The organism is Marinomonas sp. ef1, from assembly GCF_002806845.1.
Lineage (GTDB): Bacteria > Pseudomonadota > Gammaproteobacteria > Pseudomonadales > Marinomonadaceae > Marinomonas > Marinomonas polaris.
Window position 1 is genome coordinate 469498 of sequence record NZ_NHTT01000001.1, and the last position, 21922, is coordinate 491419.

General features: G+C 42.8%; 21 protein-coding genes. 14 read left to right on the forward strand and 7 right to left on the reverse strand.

Annotated elements, in window-relative coordinates; translation table 11 throughout:
- Window positions 1-26: 26 nt before the first annotated feature.
- Window positions 27-995 carry an AAA family ATPase gene (locus CCS02_RS02050; protein WP_100188123.1) on the reverse strand — a complete coding sequence of 323 codons (969 nt, stop codon included), beginning with the start codon at window positions 993-995 and terminating at the stop codon, window positions 27-29.
- 273 nt (window positions 996-1268) lie between these two features.
- Here CCS02_RS02050 and CCS02_RS02055 point away from each other — a divergent pair, with 273 nt between their 5' ends.
- The 7 genes from CCS02_RS02055 to CCS02_RS02085 all read left to right on the forward strand — a co-directional run bounded on the left by CCS02_RS02055 (window position 1269) and on the right by CCS02_RS02085 (window position 7505).
- Window positions 1269-1496, forward strand: coding sequence for a DUF2835 domain-containing protein (locus CCS02_RS02055; RefSeq protein WP_100188122.1), 228 nt, complete (start codon window positions 1269-1271; stop codon window positions 1494-1496).
- Between the two features lie 107 nt (window positions 1497-1603).
- Entirely contained in the window at window positions 1604-2644 is a 1041-nt protein-coding gene (locus CCS02_RS02060) for a quinone-dependent dihydroorotate dehydrogenase (protein WP_100188121.1), read from the forward strand.
- A 124-nt stretch (window positions 2645-2768) separates the two neighbouring features.
- Window positions 2769-4934, forward strand: coding sequence for a bifunctional 23S rRNA (guanine(2069)-N(7))-methyltransferase RlmK/23S rRNA (guanine(2445)-N(2))-methyltransferase RlmL (rlmKL, locus tag CCS02_RS02065; RefSeq protein WP_072838042.1), 2166 nt, complete (start codon window positions 2769-2771; stop codon window positions 4932-4934).
- A gap of 136 nt (window positions 4935-5070) precedes the next feature.
- On the forward strand, window positions 5071-5931 hold the full coding sequence (gene purU, locus CCS02_RS02070; protein ID WP_072838043.1) for a formyltetrahydrofolate deformylase: 861 nt from the start codon (window positions 5071-5073) through the stop codon (window positions 5929-5931).
- 239 nt (window positions 5932-6170) lie between these two features.
- Complete coding sequence (locus CCS02_RS02075) at window positions 6171-6431, forward strand: hypothetical protein (RefSeq protein WP_012069448.1); 261 nt, start codon at window positions 6171-6173, stop codon at window positions 6429-6431.
- Window positions 6432-6948: 517 nt separating this feature from the next.
- A complete protein-coding gene (locus tag CCS02_RS02080; protein WP_012069454.1) occupies window positions 6949-7206 on the forward strand; it encodes a type II toxin-antitoxin system Phd/YefM family antitoxin in 258 nt (85 codons plus the stop codon).
- Complete coding sequence (locus tag CCS02_RS02085; protein ID WP_100635502.1) at window positions 7194-7505, forward strand: type II toxin-antitoxin system RelE/ParE family toxin; 312 nt, start codon at window positions 7194-7196, stop codon at window positions 7503-7505. Before CCS02_RS02080 ends, CCS02_RS02085 begins: the two co-directional genes overlap by 13 nt.
- Window positions 7506-7778: 273 nt before the next feature.
- Here the strand turns inward: CCS02_RS02085 and CCS02_RS02090 are convergent, their stop codons facing one another.
- Complete coding sequence (locus CCS02_RS02090; RefSeq protein ID WP_100635503.1) at window positions 7779-8864, reverse strand: DUF3549 family protein; 1086 nt, start codon at window positions 8862-8864, stop codon at window positions 7779-7781.
- 117 nt (window positions 8865-8981) lie between these two features.
- On the opposite strand from CCS02_RS02090, the gene CCS02_RS02095 reads away from it, so the two are divergent.
- The 5 genes from CCS02_RS02095 to can all read left to right on the forward strand — a co-directional run bounded on the left by CCS02_RS02095 (window position 8982) and on the right by can (window position 13831).
- Window positions 8982-9323, forward strand: a complete 342-nt coding sequence (locus CCS02_RS02095; protein WP_072841478.1) for a YqcC family protein — start codon at window positions 8982-8984, stop codon at window positions 9321-9323.
- Window positions 9320-10183: a DUF1853 family protein gene (locus CCS02_RS02100; protein WP_100635504.1), complete on the forward strand. Its 864-nt coding sequence runs from the start codon at window positions 9320-9322 to the stop codon at window positions 10181-10183. The genes CCS02_RS02095 and CCS02_RS02100 overlap by 4 nt, the downstream gene beginning before the upstream one ends.
- Window positions 10184-10241: 58 nt before the next feature.
- Complete coding sequence (locus CCS02_RS02105) at window positions 10242-12221, forward strand: putative bifunctional diguanylate cyclase/phosphodiesterase (RefSeq protein ID WP_072841474.1); 1980 nt, start codon at window positions 10242-10244, stop codon at window positions 12219-12221.
- A gap of 127 nt (window positions 12222-12348) precedes the next feature.
- Window positions 12349-13206 (forward strand): putative RNA methyltransferase, encoded by an 858-nt coding sequence (locus CCS02_RS02110; protein ID WP_072841472.1) that lies wholly within the window; start codon window positions 12349-12351, stop codon window positions 13204-13206.
- Window positions 13199-13831, forward strand: a complete 633-nt coding sequence (gene can / locus CCS02_RS02115; protein WP_072841470.1) for a carbonate dehydratase — start codon at window positions 13199-13201, stop codon at window positions 13829-13831. The genes CCS02_RS02110 and can overlap by 8 nt, the downstream gene beginning before the upstream one ends.
- Window positions 13832-13958: 127 nt before the next feature.
- Here the strand turns inward: can and CCS02_RS02120 are convergent, their stop codons facing one another.
- A complete protein-coding gene (locus CCS02_RS02120; protein WP_012069462.1) occupies window positions 13959-14912 on the reverse strand; it encodes a LysR family transcriptional regulator in 954 nt (317 codons plus the stop codon).
- Window positions 14913-15020: 108 nt separating this feature from the next.
- Entirely contained in the window at window positions 15021-16211 is a 1191-nt protein-coding gene (locus tag CCS02_RS02125) for an AGE family epimerase/isomerase (RefSeq protein ID WP_100188107.1), read from the reverse strand.
- Window positions 16212-16433: 222 nt separating this feature from the next.
- Here CCS02_RS02125 and CCS02_RS02130 point away from each other — a divergent pair, with 222 nt between their 5' ends.
- Complete coding sequence (locus tag CCS02_RS02130) at window positions 16434-17648, forward strand: ROK family transcriptional regulator (protein WP_100635505.1); 1215 nt, start codon at window positions 16434-16436, stop codon at window positions 17646-17648.
- A gap of 35 nt (window positions 17649-17683) precedes the next feature.
- The gene (locus tag CCS02_RS02135) at window positions 17684-19180 is read left to right on the forward strand and encodes a TyrR/PhhR family helix-turn-helix DNA-binding protein (RefSeq protein WP_100635507.1); all 1497 of its coding nucleotides are present in this window, start codon (window positions 17684-17686) and stop codon (window positions 19178-19180) included.
- A gap of 56 nt (window positions 19181-19236) precedes the next feature.
- Here the strand turns inward: CCS02_RS02135 and CCS02_RS22110 are convergent, their stop codons facing one another.
- The 3 genes from CCS02_RS22110 to CCS02_RS02145 all read right to left on the reverse strand — a co-directional run bounded on the left by CCS02_RS22110 (window position 19237) and on the right by CCS02_RS02145 (window position 21908).
- Window positions 19237-19398, reverse strand: a complete 162-nt coding sequence (locus CCS02_RS22110; protein WP_157789920.1) for a hypothetical protein — start codon at window positions 19396-19398, stop codon at window positions 19237-19239.
- 212 nt (window positions 19399-19610) lie between these two features.
- Window positions 19611-20432 (reverse strand): HAD-IIB family hydrolase, encoded by an 822-nt coding sequence (locus CCS02_RS02140; protein ID WP_100188104.1) that lies wholly within the window; start codon window positions 20430-20432, stop codon window positions 19611-19613.
- Between the two features lie 63 nt (window positions 20433-20495).
- Window positions 20496-21908: a sigma-54-dependent transcriptional regulator gene (locus tag CCS02_RS02145; protein ID WP_100635508.1), complete on the reverse strand. Its 1413-nt coding sequence runs from the start codon at window positions 21906-21908 to the stop codon at window positions 20496-20498.
- Between the last annotated feature and the right edge of the window lie 14 nt (window positions 21909-21922).

Consider the following 21922-nt stretch of genomic DNA (forward strand, 5'->3'; position numbering starts at 1 on the left):
ATTGCCTTTTTCTGCGATTCCCTGAGTTACAGTGCAGGAACGTGACTAATCAATCGCTTCAATAGATCGTCAACAGATAATCCGGCGGCTTGTGCTTCAAACGTCGTAATGATGCGATGGCGCAACACAGGTAAGGCAATCTGGCGAACATCGTCTGGTGTGACAAAGTCTCTACCGTTTATCAGTGCATTGGCACGAGCGCAACGATCAAGAGCCAAGGTGCCACGAGGACTGGCGCCAAATTCAATCAGATTAGTTCCTTTACCTGCATCGCCTAAATAAAGTTCTGGTTGGCGGGTTGCCATGACGAGCTGCACTATGTATTGCTCGACACTTTCAGACATATACAAAGATAAGGCTTTATGCTGAAGTTCAAGAATTTCATGGGGTTTGCAAATTGGCTGTGGCTTGCTTGCAGAGGTTTTGTGCAAATCTTGCTGACGCACTAATCTCAGTACATCCAATTCGCTAGCAGCGCTTGGGTAACCGAGGTTTATCTTCATCATAAAACGATCAAGCTGCGCTTCAGGCAAAGGATAAGTGCCTTCTTGCTCGATTGGGTTTTGCGTGGCAATAACGAAAAACAGTGCAGACAGTGGATAGCTATGATTGCCAACGGTGACTTGTCTCTCGCCCATGGCTTCAAGCAGTGCAGATTGTACTTTGGCTGGCGCGCGGTTGATCTCGTCAGCTAGCACTATGTCGTTCATAATAGGGCCGGGGATAAAGCTGAACTTGCCCGTTTCTTGCTGATAAATATCGGAACCAGTCACATCGCCGGGTAACAAGTCTGGCGTAAATTGAATGCGTTGGAAGCGGCTATCGATGGCGCTAGCAAGAGCTTTTGCAGCAGTAGTTTTTGCTATGCCCGGTGGCCCTTCTAGAAGCACATGGCCATTAGCGATTAAAGCGACAAGTAATTCATGGGTTAAATCTGGTTGGCCAACAACGGCGTGATTTAGGTGATCTTTTAATTGCTCAATTACAGTTACCATCGAACCTAGGTTCCTTATACTTTTGTCAATAAAAGTGTCAACGCAAGATGAAACCCTTGCAAAACGACTGTGCTCACCAATACTTTGTTAAAACAGGCTTAAAGCGCTCATTTATAACCTATAAGCTCGGCTTTGGCGTCTGTTTTTGCCTCGTCTTGGCTTCGCTCGTGACTTCGTGCAAAGGTCTCCATATAATAGTCTTCATCTTATCGGATTCAAATCTTTACGCACAGGGTGATCTCTGTAAGGGTAACGTAAGCACAGGACGAAAAAATGGCGAAAATTGTATTAAATGTGGCTTTGCCTGCGTTTAAATATGAAGCTATGTATGCTGGTGCGGCGAAAAACCTAGTCGCGAGCAGTCTAGATGGGCGTAAAGTTCAGTTGCCTTTGTCGGCTTTTCAGCGTTTTGTTACTCATCAAGGGATTTACGGTTTTTTTGAAGTAGAATTTGATGACATGAATAAACTGATTGCCGTTACTAAAGTTAAAGAGTTTTAAATTAGATAGCCTAAAGTTAGATAGCACGAATTAGAAGATTAAATAAATTAGACAGCACCGACCAGATAAGGCATTTATCTGATTTTAACCGCCTAGGAGCCCTAACAATGTACCAACTTGCTCGCTCGTTACTTTTTAAATTGGACCCAGAAGTGTCTCATGAATTGTCATTGGATCTTCTTGCAGCAAGCAGTCGATTGGGTTTGAATAAATTTCTAGGTGAATTGCCATCGACTAAACCTATTGATGTGATGGGATTACGTTTTCCCAACGCGGTAGGTTTGGCGGCGGGCTTAGATAAAAATGCCGATGCGTTTGAAGCCTTGGGCGCATTAGGTTTTGGTTTTGTTGAAGTAGGAACTGTCACACCGAAAGGGCAGGCAGGGAATCCTAAGCCACGTTTGTTCCGTTTGCCAGAGCATGAAGCCATTATCAACCGTATGGGCTTTAATAACAAAGGCGTAGATCATTTGGTTTCACGGATTAAATCTCACCGCTATCCTGGTGTGTTGGGTGTCAATATTGGCAAAAACCTAACCACATCAGTAGAAGACGCGGCAGCAGATTATTTGGCGTGTTTAGAAAGCGTTATTCCTTACGCAGATTACATTACAGCAAACATCAGCTCGCCAAACACACCGGGACTTCGCAGTTTGCAGTTTGGCGAAAGCTTGGCTCAGTTAATTGCGCCATTGGTTGCGGCACGTGACCGTTATGAAGCAGAACAGGGTAAGCGTGTGCCATTAGCGGTAAAAATCGCCCCAGATATGACTGATGACGAAATTAAAATGGTTGCTGATACTCTAGCTGAGCAGGGTGTTGATGGTATTATTGCCACCAATACTACCTTGTCTCGCGATGCGGTTTTGGGCCATAAGTTTGAAAAAGAAGCGGGCGGACTGAGCGGTATGCCCGTTCGTGACGCGTCTACTCATGTGGTGAAAGTATTGGCTGAACATTTGAAAGACACCTTGCCTATTATTGGTGTTGGCGGTATTTCAAGTGGCGCCGATGCGGTAGAAAAACTGCAAGCTGGTGCGCGTTTAGTTCAGATATATTCGGGCTTTATTTATCACGGCCCAGAGTTAATTAAGGAAGCTATAGCAAGCACTGATGCTTATTACCGAGAGCTTGATCTCGGTATCTAAAGATCGAATTGAAAACAAGGTGCAGCGTATTTTTGTACCTTGTTTGAAAAAGAGGGCGGGACACAATCCTGCCCTCTTTATGCGTTTCGAAACATTCATTGAAATTTAAAAAAGTATTTTATAAATGAGCACGATATTACAGACAACTGATTCAGCAAGTCAGGTTTACGCATTAGAAATAACCTGTCCTCTTGGGTTAGAGAATGTCTTAGAAAAAGAGCTGCATGGCGAAGGCCTGACGCAAACTCGATTGGGTGAAGCGCAGGTTAAGCTGACAACAGACTTAGAAGGTATGTACAAAGCTTGCCTTTGGTCTCGCGTTGCAACTCGCGTTATGTTGCCGATTGCCAATTTCAAAATGGAATCTGCCGACGACTTATACGATGGCGTAAAAGCGATTCAGTGGTCCGACCACATGAGTGCAAGCAACACCATCGCAATTGATTGCCACGGTACCAACCACCATATTCGTAACACTCAGTTTGGTGCGGTTCGTGCGAAAGATGCGATTGCCGATTATTTTGTGGCCTTATCTGGCGAACGTCCTAACGTTGAAAAAGAACAGCCAGAAGTCCGCATTGCTTTGCGTATCAAACGTGAAGTGGTGACAGTGAGTATCGATTTATCCGGCGAAAGTATGCATCGCCGTGGTTACCGTCAACAAGGCGGCATGGCGCCTCTGAAAGAAAACTTAGCAGCCGGTCTTTTGCTACGCGCAGGTTGGGGAAGGGATTGCGGTTTGACGCAATTAATCGATCCTATGTGTGGTTCTGGTACTTTCCTGGTTGAAGCCGCGATGATGTCTTTGGATATCGCGCCGGGTTTACGTCGTCCATATTGGGGATTCAAAGGCTGGAAACAGCACGATCACCGTATGTGGCAGCAGTTAATGGATTTCGCTAAGAACCGTAAAAAAGACCCTGCAACCTTGGGTATTCGTTTTCAAGGTACGGATAGAGAGCAAAAAGCCATTGCTGCCGCGCGAGAAAACATCAAGCGCGCTGGGCTAACAGACGTTATTGATGTGACCATGTCGTCGTTCCAAGAACACGAATTCGATATCAACCCTGATGCTCCGGGGCTATTAATTACCAACCCACCTTATGGTGAGCGTATCGGTGATGAAATGGCCTTGATTGCCTTGTATCGTCAGTTAGGCGAATGGGTTGTGACTCACGTACGTGGCTGGCAGTTTATGATGCTAACCAGTAACGATCATCTGGCGCGTCAAATTCCAGCTAGACCAGAGAAAAGCACACGAGTGATAAACGGTGGCATCGAGTGTCGCGCTTATCAGTTCCCATTGTTGGCTGGCAGCATAAAAGAAGACGTCGTCGCGCAATCAGTCATGACGCCGGGCGCACAAATGTTTGCTAACCGTCTGCAAAAGAATGCTAAGAAATTGAAAAAATGGGTCGAGAAAAACAAGATCCAGTGTTACCGCGTTTATGATGCTGATATGCCAGAATACTCTGTTGCTATTGATGTCTATGACAATTGGGCGCACGTTCAAGAATATCAGGCACCAAAAAGCGTTGATCCCGAAAAAGCCAAACAGCGTTTGTTTGAAGTAATGTCTGCCATTCCGACCGCGTTGAATATTTCAGAATCCAATGTGATCTTGAAACAGCGCCAAAGACAGACTGGCAAAGAGCAATATGAAAAATTCGATCAGACGAAACACGAAATGATCGTAGAAGAATACGGCTGTGAATTCATCGTTAATCTAAAAGATTATTTGGATACTGGTTTATTCCTTGATCACCGTCCAGTACGTAAATTGATTCAAGACAAAGCCAATGGCGTACGCTTCTTAAACTTGTTCTGCTACACAGCGACCGCGTCGGTTCATGCTGGACAAGGTGGTGCGCGCAGTTCGTTGAGTGTCGATATGTCGAACACTTACACCGAATGGGCGCGTCGTAATATCGAATTGAATGAATTTTCAGATCGTCACCATCAGGTAGAGCGTGCCGATTGTATTGAATGGCTAAAGCAAAGCCGTGATAAGTTTGATTTGATCTTCATGGACCCGCCGACGTTTTCGAACTCGAAAAAAATGGCAGATATCCTAGATATTCAGCGCGATCATGGTGAACTTGTACGTTTGGCGATGGCAAGACTGGCGAGAGGCGGGGAGCTTATCTTCTCTAATAATTATCGTCGTTTTGTATTGGACGAAGCGTTAGAGCAAGAATACGATGTGAAAAACATCACTCGCGAAACGCTCGACCCAGATTTTGATCGTAACGACAAAATTCACCAGTGCTACATTATTAAGAACAAGTAATTAAGCATAAGCAGTTAAGAATAAGTAGTTAAGAATAAGTAAGTGAATTCAGTATAATTCGCCGACGTTTTTAAGGCTAAACACGTTGTTTAGCCTTTGCGATTTTTAAAAGTTTTTAAGGTTTGTAAGTTTTATTATGAGAAAGAAAACATTTCGACTTGTGATTAGTTGTCCCGATAGAGTGGGGATTGTAGCGGCGGTGAGTCAGTTTTTAAACGAGCGTCAAGGCTCGATTATCGAAGCGAGTCATCACACAGATTTAGAGCAAAAATGGTTCTTCATGCGTCACGATATTGATGCAGAGAGCTTGGCTATTGATGTAGAAACATTCCGCAAAGAATTCGCGCCAATAGCAGAAGAATTCAACATGCGTTGGTATGTGAAAGACAGTGAAGATCGTCCTAAAGTTGTCTTGTTGGCAACCAAAGAATCTCATTGTCTAAACGACATCATGCATCGCTGGCACACAGGCGAACTGAACTGTGAAATCGTTGGTGTTATCGCGAACCATGAAGACCTACGTTCTATGGTCGAATGGTACAAGATTCCATATTTCTGCATTCCAGTGCCGAAAGAAAACAAAATGCCAGCCTTCCAAGAGATCGAAGCCTGTATCGATTCTACACAAGCCGATACCATTGTATTAGCGCGTTACATGCAGATCTTCCCTGAATACTTGTGTGAGAAATACCGTCACAAGGTAATCAACATTCATCACAGCTTCTTGCCGTCTTTTATTGGTGCTAAGCCTTACCATCAGGCCGCTGTTCGTGGTGTGAAGCTGATTGGTGCGACCTGTCACTACGTCACAGCCGATTTAGACGCAGGCCCGATTATCGAACAAGACGTGATTCGTGTTCGCCACAGCCATGCGGCAGAAGACATGGTTCGCTTAGGCAAAGACATCGAAAAACTCGTACTTTCACGCGGACTACGTTACCACTTGGAAGATCGTGTTCTAGTGCACGGTAATAAAACCGTTGTGTTTGCTGAATAAAGCAACTACTGCAAGGTTTGTGAAAGGGAAGGCTTCATGCCTTCCCTTTTTTTTAGTTTTCTGAGACTGTTGATCAACGAGCTCAGCTCGTGACAGGGCGAAAAAGTTTCTTTTTTTATCTTTTTGTAATCTTAATGGTAGAAAATTACCCTTCTTGAAAAAAGTGTCTATAGTTAGCATGAACGATAAATGATCAATTGATTTAAATTTAAGAGACGGCAGGCAATGTGAGGTGAACAATGAAACTCAAGTTAACGCCAACTCAAAACTTATGTGTTGGGTATCTAGAATCTGGTTTTAAATTAATCCAATTGGGTGAGCAATTTTACTTTATCAAAGGCGAACGACGCCAAAAGGTATTGCCAAAAACCTTAGATGCACTAGTGAACCGCGGCGCACTGGCTCACACCGAGCAGGGCGACTACATGCTAAGCGATGAATTCGTAGAACACCGAAAACGAATGCGTGAAATGAACGAGCCCAAACAGACTCGTCATTGACAACCTATTTATATCTACCTTGGCCCCATTTTTTCTTCTCAGGTGAATGGGGCCTTTTTTATGGAACGGATTCATCGTAACTCGACGAACACCCATCAAGAAGAGATACAAGCTACCATCTCATGAAGTTTGTCGCACAAACCTAACAAAGCTTTTAAGAGTGATTCTAAACGCTTGCGGGTATCGCTTCGTTCAAAGTATGGCATGCGCTTGTCACACTTAAGCGCGCATTAGCCATACCTGCTTGGACATTACTTGGGTATCTATATTTTTAGAAGCCTCTCTTAACAAGCAGCTCGCTTTTAAGTGTCACAGCGCAAATGCCACCGAGGGAGGTCTTGTCAGGTCACGTCTCGTTCCTCGTCTCATCTGACCTACGTGATCGGTTGGGTGAATGTTCACCTGATAACGCTTAATTATTAGTACTAGAGGGGATAATAAGCCGGTGACGGTAGGCATTAGTTCTTTTTAAATTGGAGTGATACTATAGTGATACATTTTAATCTGAGGTGTCGCTATGAGAACCGAAGTCGTTACTACATTAAAGAGGCAGGCAACGAAGTTGCTTGCTGATTTGCGTGAGTCAAAAGAGCCTATTCTCATAACTGAGCATGGTCAGCCATCAGCCTATTTGCTTGACGTAGCTGATTACGAGTTGATGGTGGAGCGGATGAAAATCTTGGAAGGTATCGCAAAAGGCGAGCAGGCCATCCGTGAAGGTCGAACAATGGATATGTCGCAAGCCAAAGAGAAAATGAGTAAATGGCTCAAATAATTTGGACTGAGCCAGCACTGGATAATCTGAATGATATTGCCGAGTATATTGCAGTTAGTAATCCGTACGCTGCGAAGCAATTAGTAGAAAATGTTATCAGTAAGGTGCAGAGACTCGAACAATTTCCTGACTCCGGCAGAATCCCTGAAGAAATTTCGACTCTAAATTATCGAGAAGTTGTAGTGAATCCCTGTCGTGTTTTCTACAAAGTTGATAACGACTCAGTCTATATTCTTCACCTGTTGAGGCAAGAAAGAGATTTGCGAAAGTATTTACTCTCTACTGAAAATGAAAGCTAACTAAGTGCTCAAATAGATTTTATCAAGACATTCGCTTTTAAGTTTATCTGCACTAATGCTGCCGGGGGTCGTCAGATCAAGCCTCGTTCCTCGTCTCATCTGGCCTACGTTATGCTTAATCAATTTGTATTTAAGGGATTGTGCGCAATCACACCGTGACTTGAAGATGGAGTGGCAATAAGTCATTTCATTCATTCCAAAAAACCTGAGTCTGTAGCGCTTTTAAGTTCACACGCTCCAGACTCCAATTCCTCTATTTCTAACCTTTCCCAATCACTGCACTGACTTTGGTGTTTGCGTGAAGATGTAACTCACCGCTTGTGCCAGTTTTGGGCTGACGTGTCCGCCGCGAAGTAATGTCCAAAGCGGTTGTTTGGTTTCTGGGTGTTGGCTTAGTTCGGCGGCGATTTGTTTGAAGGCGATGTAGCCATCTTCTCGATGCGCCAATTTTTCCATGATGATACGCAAAAGCTGTGGGTTCTGACCTAACCAATGTGGGCATTTTGCGGCGAGTGCGGCGATAGGGTGAAGGTCGTCATCGTGGCATTCAGCTAGGCTGCCAAGTAAGCCAAATAGTGGCAATAACAGTGTGTCGTTTAAGTCGGCTCGGGATAGGGCGCGTAGATGGCTTGCCTGCATGAGAGCGTCTTGCTCGGTTTGCAGTTGCGCGATAAGCGTATCTTGTAATTGACTTGACAGGGTTTCGTGTTCAAGGGCGTGACATAAAGCGCTAACAACAGGCTTAGCGGCTTGTTGAATGGCTTTTTGTATCAGGGCTTGATATTTGTCTTCGTTTACTCTGGCGGCGAGTTCTGCTATGCCTTGCAGTCCTAATGTTTGCCAGCTGTCGTTTTGTTTTGTTAGGTCCGACGATAGGTGCTTAACAACGTCGTCAAAGTAATGTGACGGTGTTTTATGTAGGTTTTTGCCTAGAATAGCATGCAGGCTTGCCATGCGTTCTTGGTCTGGTTTGAAGGCATAAGGGCTGTCTTCAAGCGCTTCTGATAATCCTGCTTCTTCACCTTTATGTAGTATCTTATCGACGATGCTTTTTATAAAATGATCTCGCGTACCAAGGTTTAAACATCCTGCTTCGTCTAATGGTAATTTAATAAACCAAATAACACCTTGATCAATGATGTCTTCTTTTTTAGATTTTTTGCCTTGTTGGCTTCCCATGTTTAATAAGCAGGCCAGCCAAGCGTGCTGACGAAATGGGAAAGGGTAGGCTTGTTGTTTACGATCGAACTGTACCGCTTGTTGTGGTGTGATTTTGGTGATGTTGCGTCCTAGGTCGTAGTAGCTTACATCACAACCGACCATATCAAATAAGTCAGACAAAGATTCTATTTTGTTCATGATAAAGTTTTGGCTCTTGTTGCCGCTTTTATTGGCGCTCTATATTGTCTGTAAAGGCGCAATTATGCGTGTAAATAAAAATACGTTATATTACCGTTTTTCAAAGGAGAAAGCAGGTTGAAAAAAGCCTTTTCTGACCATCATTTGTTAGCCGATTTATTGATGGACTTGCAAATGGCAATGCAAGATTGCGATGTTTGGCAATGTGAAGAACCAACAAAAGACGCGTTACAAAGTTCAGAACCTTTTTGTATTGATACCATGAGATTCGAGCAATGGTTACGTTTTGTGATGATAGAACGCTTTAAAACTATGTTGGCAACAGGAAGTGATTTGCCTGTACGTTGTCATATTTCTCCCATGGCGGAGGAAGCTTTTAAGGATAAACCACATGCTAAAGTTCGCCATATAGTCACATGCTTAAACCGCATTGATCAGCATTTAAGTGGTACTTTGTGATATCAAATTGGGTCCATCACCCATTAGTCAAAGATCTTGCTTGGCTGGTGGAAGGGCATTATATCGAGCGTGATTTTGATCTTCAGCCTTATTGGGTTGTGGATGTAAATGAACGTTTGTTATTGCTGGACAGTGATCCTGAACCTCTTGTTGCTGCCATGGCAGCTTGTAAGTCGCACTTTCTTGGTAGTTATTTTGAGACGTTATTTTCGTTTGCGATAGCACATTTATCACATTTGAAAATCCATTTGGAGCATTTCCAAATTGAAAGCGAAGGCAAAACGCTGGGGGAAGTGGATATTCTGGTGGAAACACCTGATGGCGAGCTTCATCAGTTCGAAATAGCGATTAAGTATTATTTAGAAAGGCCGGATCTTTTTCCTCATGATTGGATCGGGCCAAACAAGAATGACAGTTTATTTAAGAAGATCACGAGAGCCCGAGAGCATCAGTTACAGATCTTGCAAACGGAAGAAGGGATGTCTGCAATTGAAGGTGTTGCTAAAGGTCGGCGGCCTATTTCAAATCTATTGGTTTTTGGTCGCTTGTATTCTGCTTTAAGTAGTAAAGAAGAGGTTGGTGCGTGGCTTAAGCAGATTGATCGTGGCGGTTGGATTCGTGTGTCTAATATTGATTTACTCATGCCATTTTTTTCAGGTTTTTTAATCTTACAAAAGCCCCACTGGTTGTCGGCGCCCAACATAAATGATAATTTTCCTTTCAATTCTCTACAATCTGCCTACAATCTTGTAGGCGAATTCCTACTTGATGATCGTCCTCGTCATGTTTTTATTAGGTCGGCTCTTTATAAAACAGACCAAATACATCGAAATGTGTTTATTGTGCCTGATTCATGGTGAGAGATTCGACAGAGTCTAAACCCAAAATCTATTTTATTATTAGTAGTGTTTAAAACAAATGACCGATTTATCTACATTGCTGCATCGTAAGATGCCATTAGCTGCTTGGATTATAGACATAGAGCAATCAAGCGTGCCATGGTGTAATGAAGCGGCAGAAGTTCTATTAATGGACTCTTTGAGTGACATTAAATCGGGCCAACGTGTTATTGGGTCTGAGTTAAAAAGTCGCTTGGCTTTGTATTTAAAAGAGCTTGAGGTAGGAAAAACACTTCCCTTCAAATGGCCGTTCGTTTCAAAAGATGGTACACATTATAATGTACGCGGATCTGTTATTTCTTTAGGTGGTGCGCGTAAGGGATTATCGGTCGAGGCACATCCAGTCTCGGCGCCTCGTATTTCAGTAGAAAACTCTCATTCCAGTCTTCTTTCACATTTTACAACCTTATCTTTCGCTGTTTTTGAACAAAATGGCATTTATCTAGAAGCCAGCAAATGCTTTACAGAGCAATTTGGTGACATCGAGCATGTACGAGATTTATTTGCTGTAGCTGGTGCTGCTAACAGCTTTATTAGTCGTTTGGCTCAACGAGAAAGTATGTCTCAAGATATAAGGCTTTCTACTAAAAACGGGGTTCGTTGGCATAAGATTGAAGTGTCGCATCAGCTTAAGACAAATGTTGTTTATTTGTTAACCCACGATATCCAAGAAGAAAGAGATCACGAAGTAGCGCTTTATCGACTGAATAATTACGATGGCTTAACTCATTTACCGAATAGAAACTTGCTGTATCAGCAGTTAGAAAGTGCGCTGGTGAATGCTCGTAAACGTCATCGTCAATTTGGTCTTTTGTATTTGGATTTGGATGGTTTCAAAGTTATTAATGATAACTTCGGTCACCGAGTCGGTGATGAGCTTATTCAACGAGTCGCAGAACGCATAAAAGGTAGTATTCCCTCGGGTGCTTGTTTGTATCGGTTGGGGGGCGATGAATTTGTGGTGGTATTGGAAAATACCAATGAAATTGAAGAACTAGAAAGCATTGCTCGAAGTATCATGCAAAATGCGAGTAATACCTATCCTGTAGCAAAAATGGAAATGATGATTACCGCGAGTATTGGTATTGCAAGCTATCCTCAGCATGCCGATGACGTAGATAATTTGCTCAAAAATGCTGATGCAGCCATGTATCGTGCTAAGTCTACTGGACACAACATGTATTGTGTTTATGAAGATCATATGGCCGACAATATTAATGCGCATTTGACATTGGGCGGTGGCTTACGAAAGGCGATAGAAGAAGAGCAATTTATCCTTCATTATCAGCCGAAGATTAGGCTTCCTGATGAAGTTGTAGTAGGTGCAGAAGCTTTGATTCGATGGGTTCATCCAGAACTTGGGATGATCAGCCCAGATCAATTTATTCCCCTAGCAGAAGAGAGTGGTTTGATTCTTCCTTTGGGTGAATGGGTTATTCGAAGAGCCTGTCGTCAGCTGCAAGAATGGCGTGAAGCTGGTTTGGATCCTATTAAGCTCTCGGTTAATTTGTCTAGTCGTCAATTTATGCAAGCAGATTTGGTTGATATGGTGCAAAGAGCACTGGAAGAAACCGGTGTTGATCCTAAGTATCTTGAGCTCGAATTAACAGAAAGTATGTTGATGGCGGATGCTCAGCAATCAATTGAAAAGTTACATAGCTTCCGTAAGTTGGGACTGACGCTGTCTATTGATGATTTTGGCACTGGCTATTCATCACTTGCATACTTGAAAAAATTCCCAATACAAACTCTAAAAATAGATAGATCTTTTATTCATGATTTAGGTTTGGATTGTGATAACGATGCCATCGTGAAAGCCACTATTGCGATGGCGAATAGTTTAAATTTAAAGGTAATCGCCGAGGGTGTGGAAAACCGTTCACAAATCGATGTCTTAAATGGTTACGATTGCCAAGAAGTGCAAGGTTATTTGTTCTCTAAACCGTTATCCAGTGATGACTTTCTTATGTATCTGAAAGCTCACGGTGTGATGGCTTAGGCACTAGAAATTAAAATGAAACGTTGAAATAAGAAAGCTTTATGGCGTTGGATTTTTTAATGTTCTGCTTGCTGTTAATAGGTTATTCTCCTTGCTCAAGCGCCAATTAATAAACTATGGGTACACTGTGTCGACGCTCGAAAACCTTTCTTGTCCGATAGATGCCGCACTGCTCACTCGTAATGAACGAGTCTTAACGTGCGAACATGGACACACCTATGACTTAGCCAAAACGGGCTACGTTAATCTTCTTCCCGTACAAAACAAACGTTCTAAAGACCCAGGTGATAGCAAAGAGATGGTCGCCGCACGGCAAGCCTTCTTAAATCAGCAGCACTACTTTCCCATTGTTAGCGCGATTTTATCTTCTTGGCCAAAAGATCATTTAGTTAATGGTGTTCGAATTCTCGATGCTGGTTGTGGTGAAGGTTATTATCTTAGTGAAATTGGTAAGGCTTTAAGTAATCAAGGTATTAGTGCCGAGCGCACTGGTCTTGATATTTCAAAGTGGGCCATTGTCGCTGCTAGTAAACGTGACAAAGCGGTGAGTTGGTTAGTTGGTAGTAATGCGAGCTTACCAGCGCCAGATGAGCGTTATGATGTTGTATTGTGTCTGTTTGGATTTCCAGTCTTTAAAGAGTTTTCTCGGGTGCTCAGTGAAGAGGGCTTGATGTTGCTGGTAGAGTCCGGCCCAAATCATCTAATCGAATTACGTAAAATACTTTATCCATCGATTCACGATTACAAACAAACTTTTTCTGAGGGTGTAGCGGATTTCGAGTTAGTTTTGGAACAAGCAGAAACCTTTACTTTTAGCCTAGATTCGCAAGAAAAAATTCAAGATTTATTAAGTATGACACCTCATATTCATAAGGCGTCGTACGAAGGTCGAGAAGCTGTAAAACTGCTCGATTCTATCATCCTCACTGCGGACATTAAGCTTCGCTGGTATCGAAAGAAAATTAAGGAAGTGAATCATGTCTAGCCATTTAGATGACCTTTTTAATAAAAACAGAGAGTGGGCTGCTAAAGTAACCGCTGAAGATCCAGAGTTTTTTTCAACGTTATCAAAGCAGCAGCAACCTGAATATCTCTGGATTGGTTGTGCAGACAGCCGCGTTCCTGCTAACCAGATTGTCGATTTATTGCCCGGTGAAGTTTTTGTTCACCGTAATATTGCTAATGTTGTGGTGCACACAGATTTAAACTGCTTGTCGGTTATTCAATTCGCGGTTGATGTGTTAAAAGTGAAGCACATTATGGTGGTTGGTCATTATGGTTGTGGTGGCATTAAAGCCGCAATGGGCACTGAAGAGCACGGTATGATAGATAACTGGTTGCGTCACATTAAAGACGTATACCGTTTACACAGAGGCGAATTGGACGCGATAGAAGATGAGCACACTCGTTTTGATCGCATGTGTGAACTGAATGTGGTTGAGCAGGTTGCCAACGTTTGCCAGAGTAGTATTGTGCAAAACGCTTGGAAAATTGGCCAAGAATTACATGTGCACGGTTGGTGCTACAGCATCGAAGATGGCCATATTACCGACCTGAAGCGAACAGTATCTAGTGCGCAAGAGTCGCTTGAGCAAATGAATAACATGTAAAAACCAAGTTAGCGGTACATCGCGAACTTTCTTTGAAAGCAAAAAAACGAGCCATGTGCTCGTTTTTTTTATTGTTAGTCACTTTTGTTGTCTTCTAGATACTATAGAAGGTATCTAGAGTAGAGAGTTACAGGTTGTTGTTTTCGGCAATAGTGCGAGCGCAACCGGCAATAGTAGAACGTAGCCAAATATGGCCTGGATCGTGTTGTAGTAATGGGCTCCACAGCATTTTTAGTTCTACTGGTGGAATGTCAAACGGCGGAGGTAAAACAACAACGCTAGTGTTGTCTTTCATCAAGCGAGTCGCTAATGACGGCAAGGTAGCAATTAAACCAAGCTGTTCTGTGGCGCGCATGGCGACATTGTAGTTACGGGTAAACAGACGAATGTTGCGTTTAAAGCCTAAGTCCGCCAGTGAACCATCTACCCAGCCTAGTTTTTGAACTTCTTCTGGTTGAATGCCAACGCCTACGCCAAAACCTGTTTTACTCACCCAAACGTGAGGTGAAGCAAGATAGGTTTCTAGCGAAAAGTTTTTAGCAATCTCTGAATCAGCGGGAACCAAACAAGAGAAATGATCAACCCAAACCGATTTTTGGTGAAAGGATTGTGGTAAGACATCGAAGCGGTTGATGACCAAATCGACTTTGCCTTTTTCAACATCGTGAAAGCTCACATCGCTTGGATTCATCACATCAAGAATGACGTTTGGTGCTTCGGCTTGGAGCTTTTTCATTAGTGGTGGAATCAGTGTGGCTTCGGCGTAATCACTGGCCATAATGCGAAAAACACGAGAGCTGGATTCCGCTTCAAAGCTTTGTCCTAGGTGTAGAACTTCATCAACCGATTGTAGGATACTTTGAACACGTGGCTGCAATTGAATCGCCAGAGCAGTTGGCATCATGCCATCGCTGGTTCTGACTAGTAGTGGGTCATGAAATAGATCTCTTAAACGTCTTAGCCCGTTGCTCATCGCTGGCTGTGTAATGCCTAGCTGATTTGCGGCGTGAGTTACATTTTGCTCCCGTAGTAAGGAGTCTAAATAACGAAGTAAGTTAAGATCTATTTTGTCTAACTGCATAAGGGAAGAGGCCCGTGTCCACTAATCGTAGGGGCTGCATCATACTCCATTTTATCAATGAATAGAATGACAGCCCCCCACTCATAGAGAGATTAGGGTGTAGGTGGGTTAAGACTGTTTGGCGAGTTGCTCTATGACTTCATAACAAGCGCCCATGGTGTGATAGTCTGTTTTGCCTGCTGGGCTCTTGCAGTCATCGAAGGCTTTATTATCTTGAGTTAGAATTCTAAACCAAGCGCCGTATTGATGGTCGATCATGTGGGACCAGCTGTATTGCCAAAGTTGTTGGTATTTATCCCAATAATGCTCTTCTTTGGTGGCGAGGGCTAACATAGCCGCAGCGGCGAAGGATTCAGCTTGAACCCAAAAATATTTGTCACCGTCGCAAATATTGCCTTCTGGATCGTAGCCGTAACAAAGGCCGCCGTTTGTTTCATCCCAAGATTTTTTCCACGCTGAGTTGAATAGTTTTTGAGCCGTTGGAACCAGCCAGTCTAGTGGCGAACGTTGGTTGATCAAAAGTAGCAATTTGGCCCATTCTGTCTGGTGGCCGGGTTGAAATCCCCAAGGACGGAATAAGTGTTTTGGGTCAGCTTTGTTGTAGTCCCAGTCAACTTGCCAATCAATCGTGTAGTGTTCCCAAATTTCCCCGCCAGCGAGCGCCGCTTGGCGCAAGCAAATGTTATGGGCTAGCAATGTCGCGCGCTCAAGATAATGAGGCTCTTGTGTGGCGTCGTAAGCAGCAAGCAGTGCTTCGCAGCTATGCATGTTGGCATTTTGACCTCGATAAGGTGAAACATCTTGCCAGTCGCAGGATATCTCATCTTTGTATAAACCAAACTCGGCATCCCAAAAATGTTTTTCCATGGTTTCGAAAGTTTCTTGAATCCATGGTTTTGCTTCTTCTACTCCGGCTTTATAGGCAGTTGCATAAGCGAGCATAACAAAGGCAAAGCCATAGCAGTGGTTGGTTTCATCAAGATTTTTGTCTTTGTTTAGCAACCAAACATAACCACCATTTTCTCGGCGATGACGATTTCTCAAATAGCTTAAGCCGTGACGTGTCGTCTCTAAATACTCGGCTTTGCCTTCTGCTTGATACGCTTTTGCGTAATTGAAAACGAAACGTGTACTGCTGACCAAGTGCCGAGTATCTGTATCGTAAATGTTGCCATTGTCTTTGAAGAATTGAAAAAAACCACCTGCAGGGTCAATACAGTTTGGGTGATAGAATTGCATCGTTGATTGGATGTGGTCTTTTAAAAAAGCGGTAGATGTAAACTCTGGAAAAGAAGGCATGATTTCGTCCTTTGCTATGGCTCTACTGTATAATGCGAGCCTTTTTATTTTTGTTTAAGTTGTTTATAAGATCTAATACTGATTTCTCATCTTAATGGGTTATATTATTAAATCAATTAGATTTATTAAATGAGGGCTATCCTTTGATATCTTTGCGTAATGTCACTAGCGCAGTAGAGAAAATGTTCCTAGTTTACGGGCTCAATATGAGAGTAGGGTTATATGAAATCGTCAGGTAGTACTTCTGAACAAAGCCGCATTTACAATGAACGTATTATTCTTCATTTAGTTCGACAGCATCCCGAAATCTCCCGAGTGAAGATTGCTGAGCAAACTGGGTTGAGTGCTCAGACGATTTCCGTGATCACGTCATCTTTGCTTGAAAGGCAATTGCTGCAAGTCGACGGCAAAGTAAAAGGTCGTCGTGGCCAGCCTTCAATAAAACTTAGTATCAACAAAAAAGGCGCTTATGGCTTAGGCATTAATGTCGATCGCGACCATATCAGTGCCGCTCTGCTAGATTTTAGTGGCGAATGTGTTTTGTTGTTAGAACGAATAGTGTCTTTTCCCACCGAAAACTTGGCGAAGAAAATCGCTCAAGATCTAATTGAAGAAGTGAAAACAACGTTAGGTGAGGACTGGAGTAAGGTTCAAGGAATTGGTTTGGCAAGACCCGACTATATGGACTCTTGGCTGGAAACCTTGGTGACGGACTCTGACCAAAGAGCGGATTTGAGCAATCTAAAAGCCGCTTTGGCTTATTGGCAATCGGATGCGTTTGAATCTTGGCTGACGGATTTAACCGGCGTGCCATGCTTTTGCGAGAACGACGCTGTCGCCGCGGCGACCAGTGAGTTGTTACTCGCGTCTGTTGCACCACAGCGTGACTTCTTTTACCTCTTCGTCAGTACCGCTTGCGGCGGTAGTTTTGTGGCTAATGGCGAGTGTTACTTTGGTGCTCACGGAAAAGCCGGTAGCTTTGGTTTAATTCCTACCGCCACAGGAAAGCATGGCAAATGGATTCTTGAGGCCTTGTCATTGTCTTCCTTGCGTCGTTTTTTTGCTGATAAGCAAATTCAATGGCCTTCGACTGATGATCTGTGGCTTGAACCTCAATACACTACACTTATCGAACAATGGGCGAGCGAGGTGGCGTTTGAAGTGACTCCAGCTTTGGCTTCTGTTGTTGCTTTATACGATCCAGAAGCGATATTGATTGGTGGTCGTTTGCCGCCGCCAGTATTGGCAGCGTTAATTATTTGTATCGAAAATGCGTTAACAGCACACAGTATGCTGCCTTTGCCTGCGATTCGTATTGCTCAAACGGGTCATACCGCCGGTGTTTTGGGTGCGGCAGTTTTGCCTTTGTATGGAACCTTTGCACCACAGCAAAACCTATTATTGCTAAGTTCAAAATCCGCTGTTTCAGTCTCTTAAAAAGAGAGCTAAAGAGAAAATCTAAGAGAGAACTAATGAGATTAGAAATACAATGTGAAGACAGGATAGGTATGGTACGAGAAGCCCTCGACCTATTTATTCCTCATGGTATCGATATGCGCTTAGTGGAAGTGGATACCAAGCGACGTTGTATTTATTGTGGCTTTTCCGATATACCTTTCTCAAAACTACAGCAGTTATTGGCTGATATTCGTCGCTTAGACAGTGTTGAAGATGTCAAAACCGTGATGTTTACGCCATCTGAAAGAGAGCACAATGCCCTTTATACTTTGTTAGAAGCCTTACCTGATGGTGTGATTTCGGTCGATTTGAAAGGCAATATCACCATGGTGACGGAGCTTGCTGCGGAAGATTTGAATGTATCCGTGTTGAATCTGCTACATAAACCGGTTCAGCAGTTTATCAAAGGAATTAATGTTTCCAAAGATGCATGGGCGAATCCACGAGATGGCATGAGTAAACGGATTCGTATTCGCAACAAAACCTTATTGCTGGAAATGAAGCCGATTTTTGTCAGTGACGACGAAGGTGTTGCCAATCCTGCTGGCACTGTGATTTATCTGAAATCTAAAACACGTTTGGATCGTCAAGCTGAGAGCCTAAAGCAAGCACCAGACGCGGAAAATTATTTAGAAAACTATTTCCGACCAGCAGTGATGAAAAGTGAAGCAATGAGACGAACATTGCTTCAAGCCAAAGCGTTTGCCGAAGTGCCAATGCCTTTGTTGGTTCAAGGTGAGGTTGGTACGGGCAAGAGAGACTTGGTCGACGCGTTATTTCAGTATTGGCAAAAGCATCAGGGGGACAGAGAGGCTCAACTGATTGTTCGTCACGCGCGAGAATTAGTCAGAGAAGATATTAACAAGCTAGATAAAATGTCGGGTTGGTTTGTTATTGAAGATATTGAATGTCTTGATGAGCAGGTACAGTTAGATCTGGCCAGTTGGTTGTCTCGTCATCCTGGCGAAAGTACCAGTCTTGATAGTAATGTTCGTTTGGTCAGTTTATCTTCGCTAAGTCAAAAGCAGCTTAGTAATAGCGAGGCATTAAATAAAACACTGTATTTCTCTTTGGCAACGTTAGCGCTAGCTATGCCATCGCTTCGAGATCGCAAAGAGGATATAGAAGGACTTATTCAGCAAGTAATATCAGCTCAGGCCGAACGTTATCGTTTGCCCGTGCCTTCTATTTCAAAAGGCGCTTTAACCAAGTTGGCTTTATATTCTTGGCCGGGTAATTTGAAAGAGTTACAAAATACTTGCTTACAAACCTTACTGACAATCAAAGACAAAGAGTGGCAAGCTGAAGATATCCTGTTACCAGAAAACAATTACATGGTAGACATGGCTTTGATTGATGATTCGTTGGAAGTGACAGTGAAGCAATGGGAAGCTGAATTATTGAAGCGACTTTATCCCAATTTCCCAAGTACAAGACGGCTCGCCAAGGCGGTTGGCATGAGTCACAGTGCAATTGCGAACAAACTAAAAGAGTACGGGATAAATATGTAAATGCCAGATTGAAAAGGTTTCAATCTGGCAAATAGTTAGAATGGAGAATGGGTTATTTAGTATGGGCGTCTATGACGTGGTACTGGACGACGTACTTCTTCGCGCTCAATTTTGATTGGTTGCAGCTTTGTTTTCGGTTGAGCAGTGTTTTTCTGGATATTGGCTACCAAGAAAGCAATTGCTGCGCAGGCAGCGACGAATAACAAAAATTCAAACATGGCATTTCTCCAAACTAATTATTCTTTTAACAATCATGGTTCAAAATGATCGTTGGGTAAAGGCATTTATGTTGTCTTTTGGTTAATGAGGTATTTTCACTATTACCTTACTCGTAACGTCGTGTAAATATCTCAATCAGAATGATAAAACAGCTCATCCCTACATCTATTAATGGAGGAAGATAAATTTTAATCAACCCCTACATGGAAGATTACAAGTTGTACCTTTTTCTTAGATACCTTGCTACGCCATCTTCATCATGATGACCAATGACATCGGTAGCAGCATCTTTCACATGAACTAATGCGTTATCGGTTGCAAAGGCTTCATCTGAAGCAGAGAACATAGATAGATCATTGTCTCCATCTCCAAATACTACCAACCTTTCGGCACCAATTTCTGCTTTTAGTTCCATCAATGCAGAACCTTTACACACATTACTGTGGTGTATGTCTAACCAAAATGCATCAGGGTTGTAAATTCCGCCACCTGAGTAGGCGGTTAAGTGACTGTGTTTTTGGCTATCTAGGACAATTTTTTCAATAAACTCGGGTCGACCCATAGCACTAATGTTGGTGATTCTTGCGCTATGAGATAGCTCTGCTATTGGGTGAAGGCTCATGTTTTTATGATTGCCCAGCTCATTGGCTATGTGATCGCTCAAATGCCCTGTCAGCGGTGAATGGTAAACCCTGTGTGAACCATCGTCTTCTAGGCAGAAGATAAAAGGCGTAACTTCGTTTTCTTCAAAAGAAGTAAGAAGCTCTGATATATGGCTTTGTGACAGCAGGTTACGATGACGGTAAAGGTTTTGTTGAGGATCCCACCATTCAACCCCGTTTTTGAAGATCTGCCAGTTAGGAAATTTATGGCCTTCAATGCAAGGCATGGCGGCAAAGTGCGTGCGGCCTGTCGCGACAGTGTAGAAAACCCCTGCGGCTTTTAAACGTTCAAGGGTGTCTAGCGTGTAGTCAGAAAGGCGTTGATGCCGATTCAGTAGGGTTCCGTCTAGATCAAATGCTACTAATTCCATAATCACCTCATATGTATGGTTATAGACTATCGCATTGCCTTAGCTGAATATTCAAGTGCCTTTTTAGTTTCTGTGTTGGTTTTCTTTCATGTTTTTTAATCGTTTACTCAGTGCAGGCTGAGAAATTCCGAGCATTCTTGCTGCTAATGATTGGTTATTGCTTGCTCTTTTCATTGCTTCTTCGACTAATAAATCTGCCATATTGCTTAGAGTTGGTAACTGTGTATTGGTTGGAAACTGCACCGGACTTTCTGTGAAAACTAAATGATTCTCTTTGCTTAAAAGTGGTTCGAAAGGTGCGCAATTGAGTTTGTTTGATGTACTTTGGCTAACTGCGTCATACACTAGTGCTTTTAGTTCGCGGGCATTACCAGGAAAAGTGTACTGAGATAAACTTACAGATAAACTTTTTGGTGCAGTTAAAGCTGGTTTATTCATTTCTTCACAAGCTGATTTGATAAAGTGATCAATTAATAAAGGAAGATCAGCTAAACGCTCTCTTAGTGGTGGTATGTTGACCATATGGGTTTTTAAGCGAAAGAATAAATCTTTTCGAAATTTGCCTTCAGCTTGTAGCTCTTCTAATTTTTGATGTGTAGCGACTACTATCCTTGCTTCCATTCTTTTTGGTTTATCACTTCCAACAGGATAATATTCACCTTCTTGTAGAAGCCGCAGAAGCTTAATCTGAGAGGCTAAGCTTAAGTCACCAATCTCATCAAGGAATAGCGTTCCGTTTGCTGCTTTTTCGACTAGCCCTAGTCGTGTTTTGTCTGCGCCTGTGAAGGCGCCACGAGAGTGGCCAAAGAGTGTATCTGCAAATACGTTGTCATCTACTCCAGCTACGTTGACACTCACTAGTGGGCCTGAACAGTTGCTTAATTCGTGAATGACATTAGCGATTAACTCTTTACCGACACCACTTTCACCTGAAATTAAAACTGGCTGGCGTGTGTTAGCGATAGACTCGATATAACGAAAAACTGACCACATTACTTGATCTGAAGTGATTATTTTTGAAAAGATATCAGGTCTTTCTAGTTCATTGGATAGAATTTGTGAGCGCAAAGCTTGATTTTCTAGAGTGAGCTCTTGGGTATGAATCGCCCGTTTTAAGCCATCTAGAATTTGATTTTGATCCGAAGTTTTTACAAAATAATCGAATGCTCCTTGTTTTACGCACTCTACCGCTGAATCTACTTGGTTTACACCGCTTATAATGATGACGCACACATTAGGGTATTCTTCTTTTAACCATGACAATACTTTTTGACCTGAAATTCTCGGCATGGTGAGATCCAATAAAACCAAACCAATATCTTCTTTTTCCATGAACGAGGGCACTAGGCTTGGATCTGAGCATGTCATTAAATTGTTATACCCTTGTCTTTCTAATGTTAATGACATGCTTCTAAGAAAAGCGACTTCATCATCAACTAATAAAATCTTAAATTGAGGGTAGAGATTATATTTCATGAAAGGCTCTTATT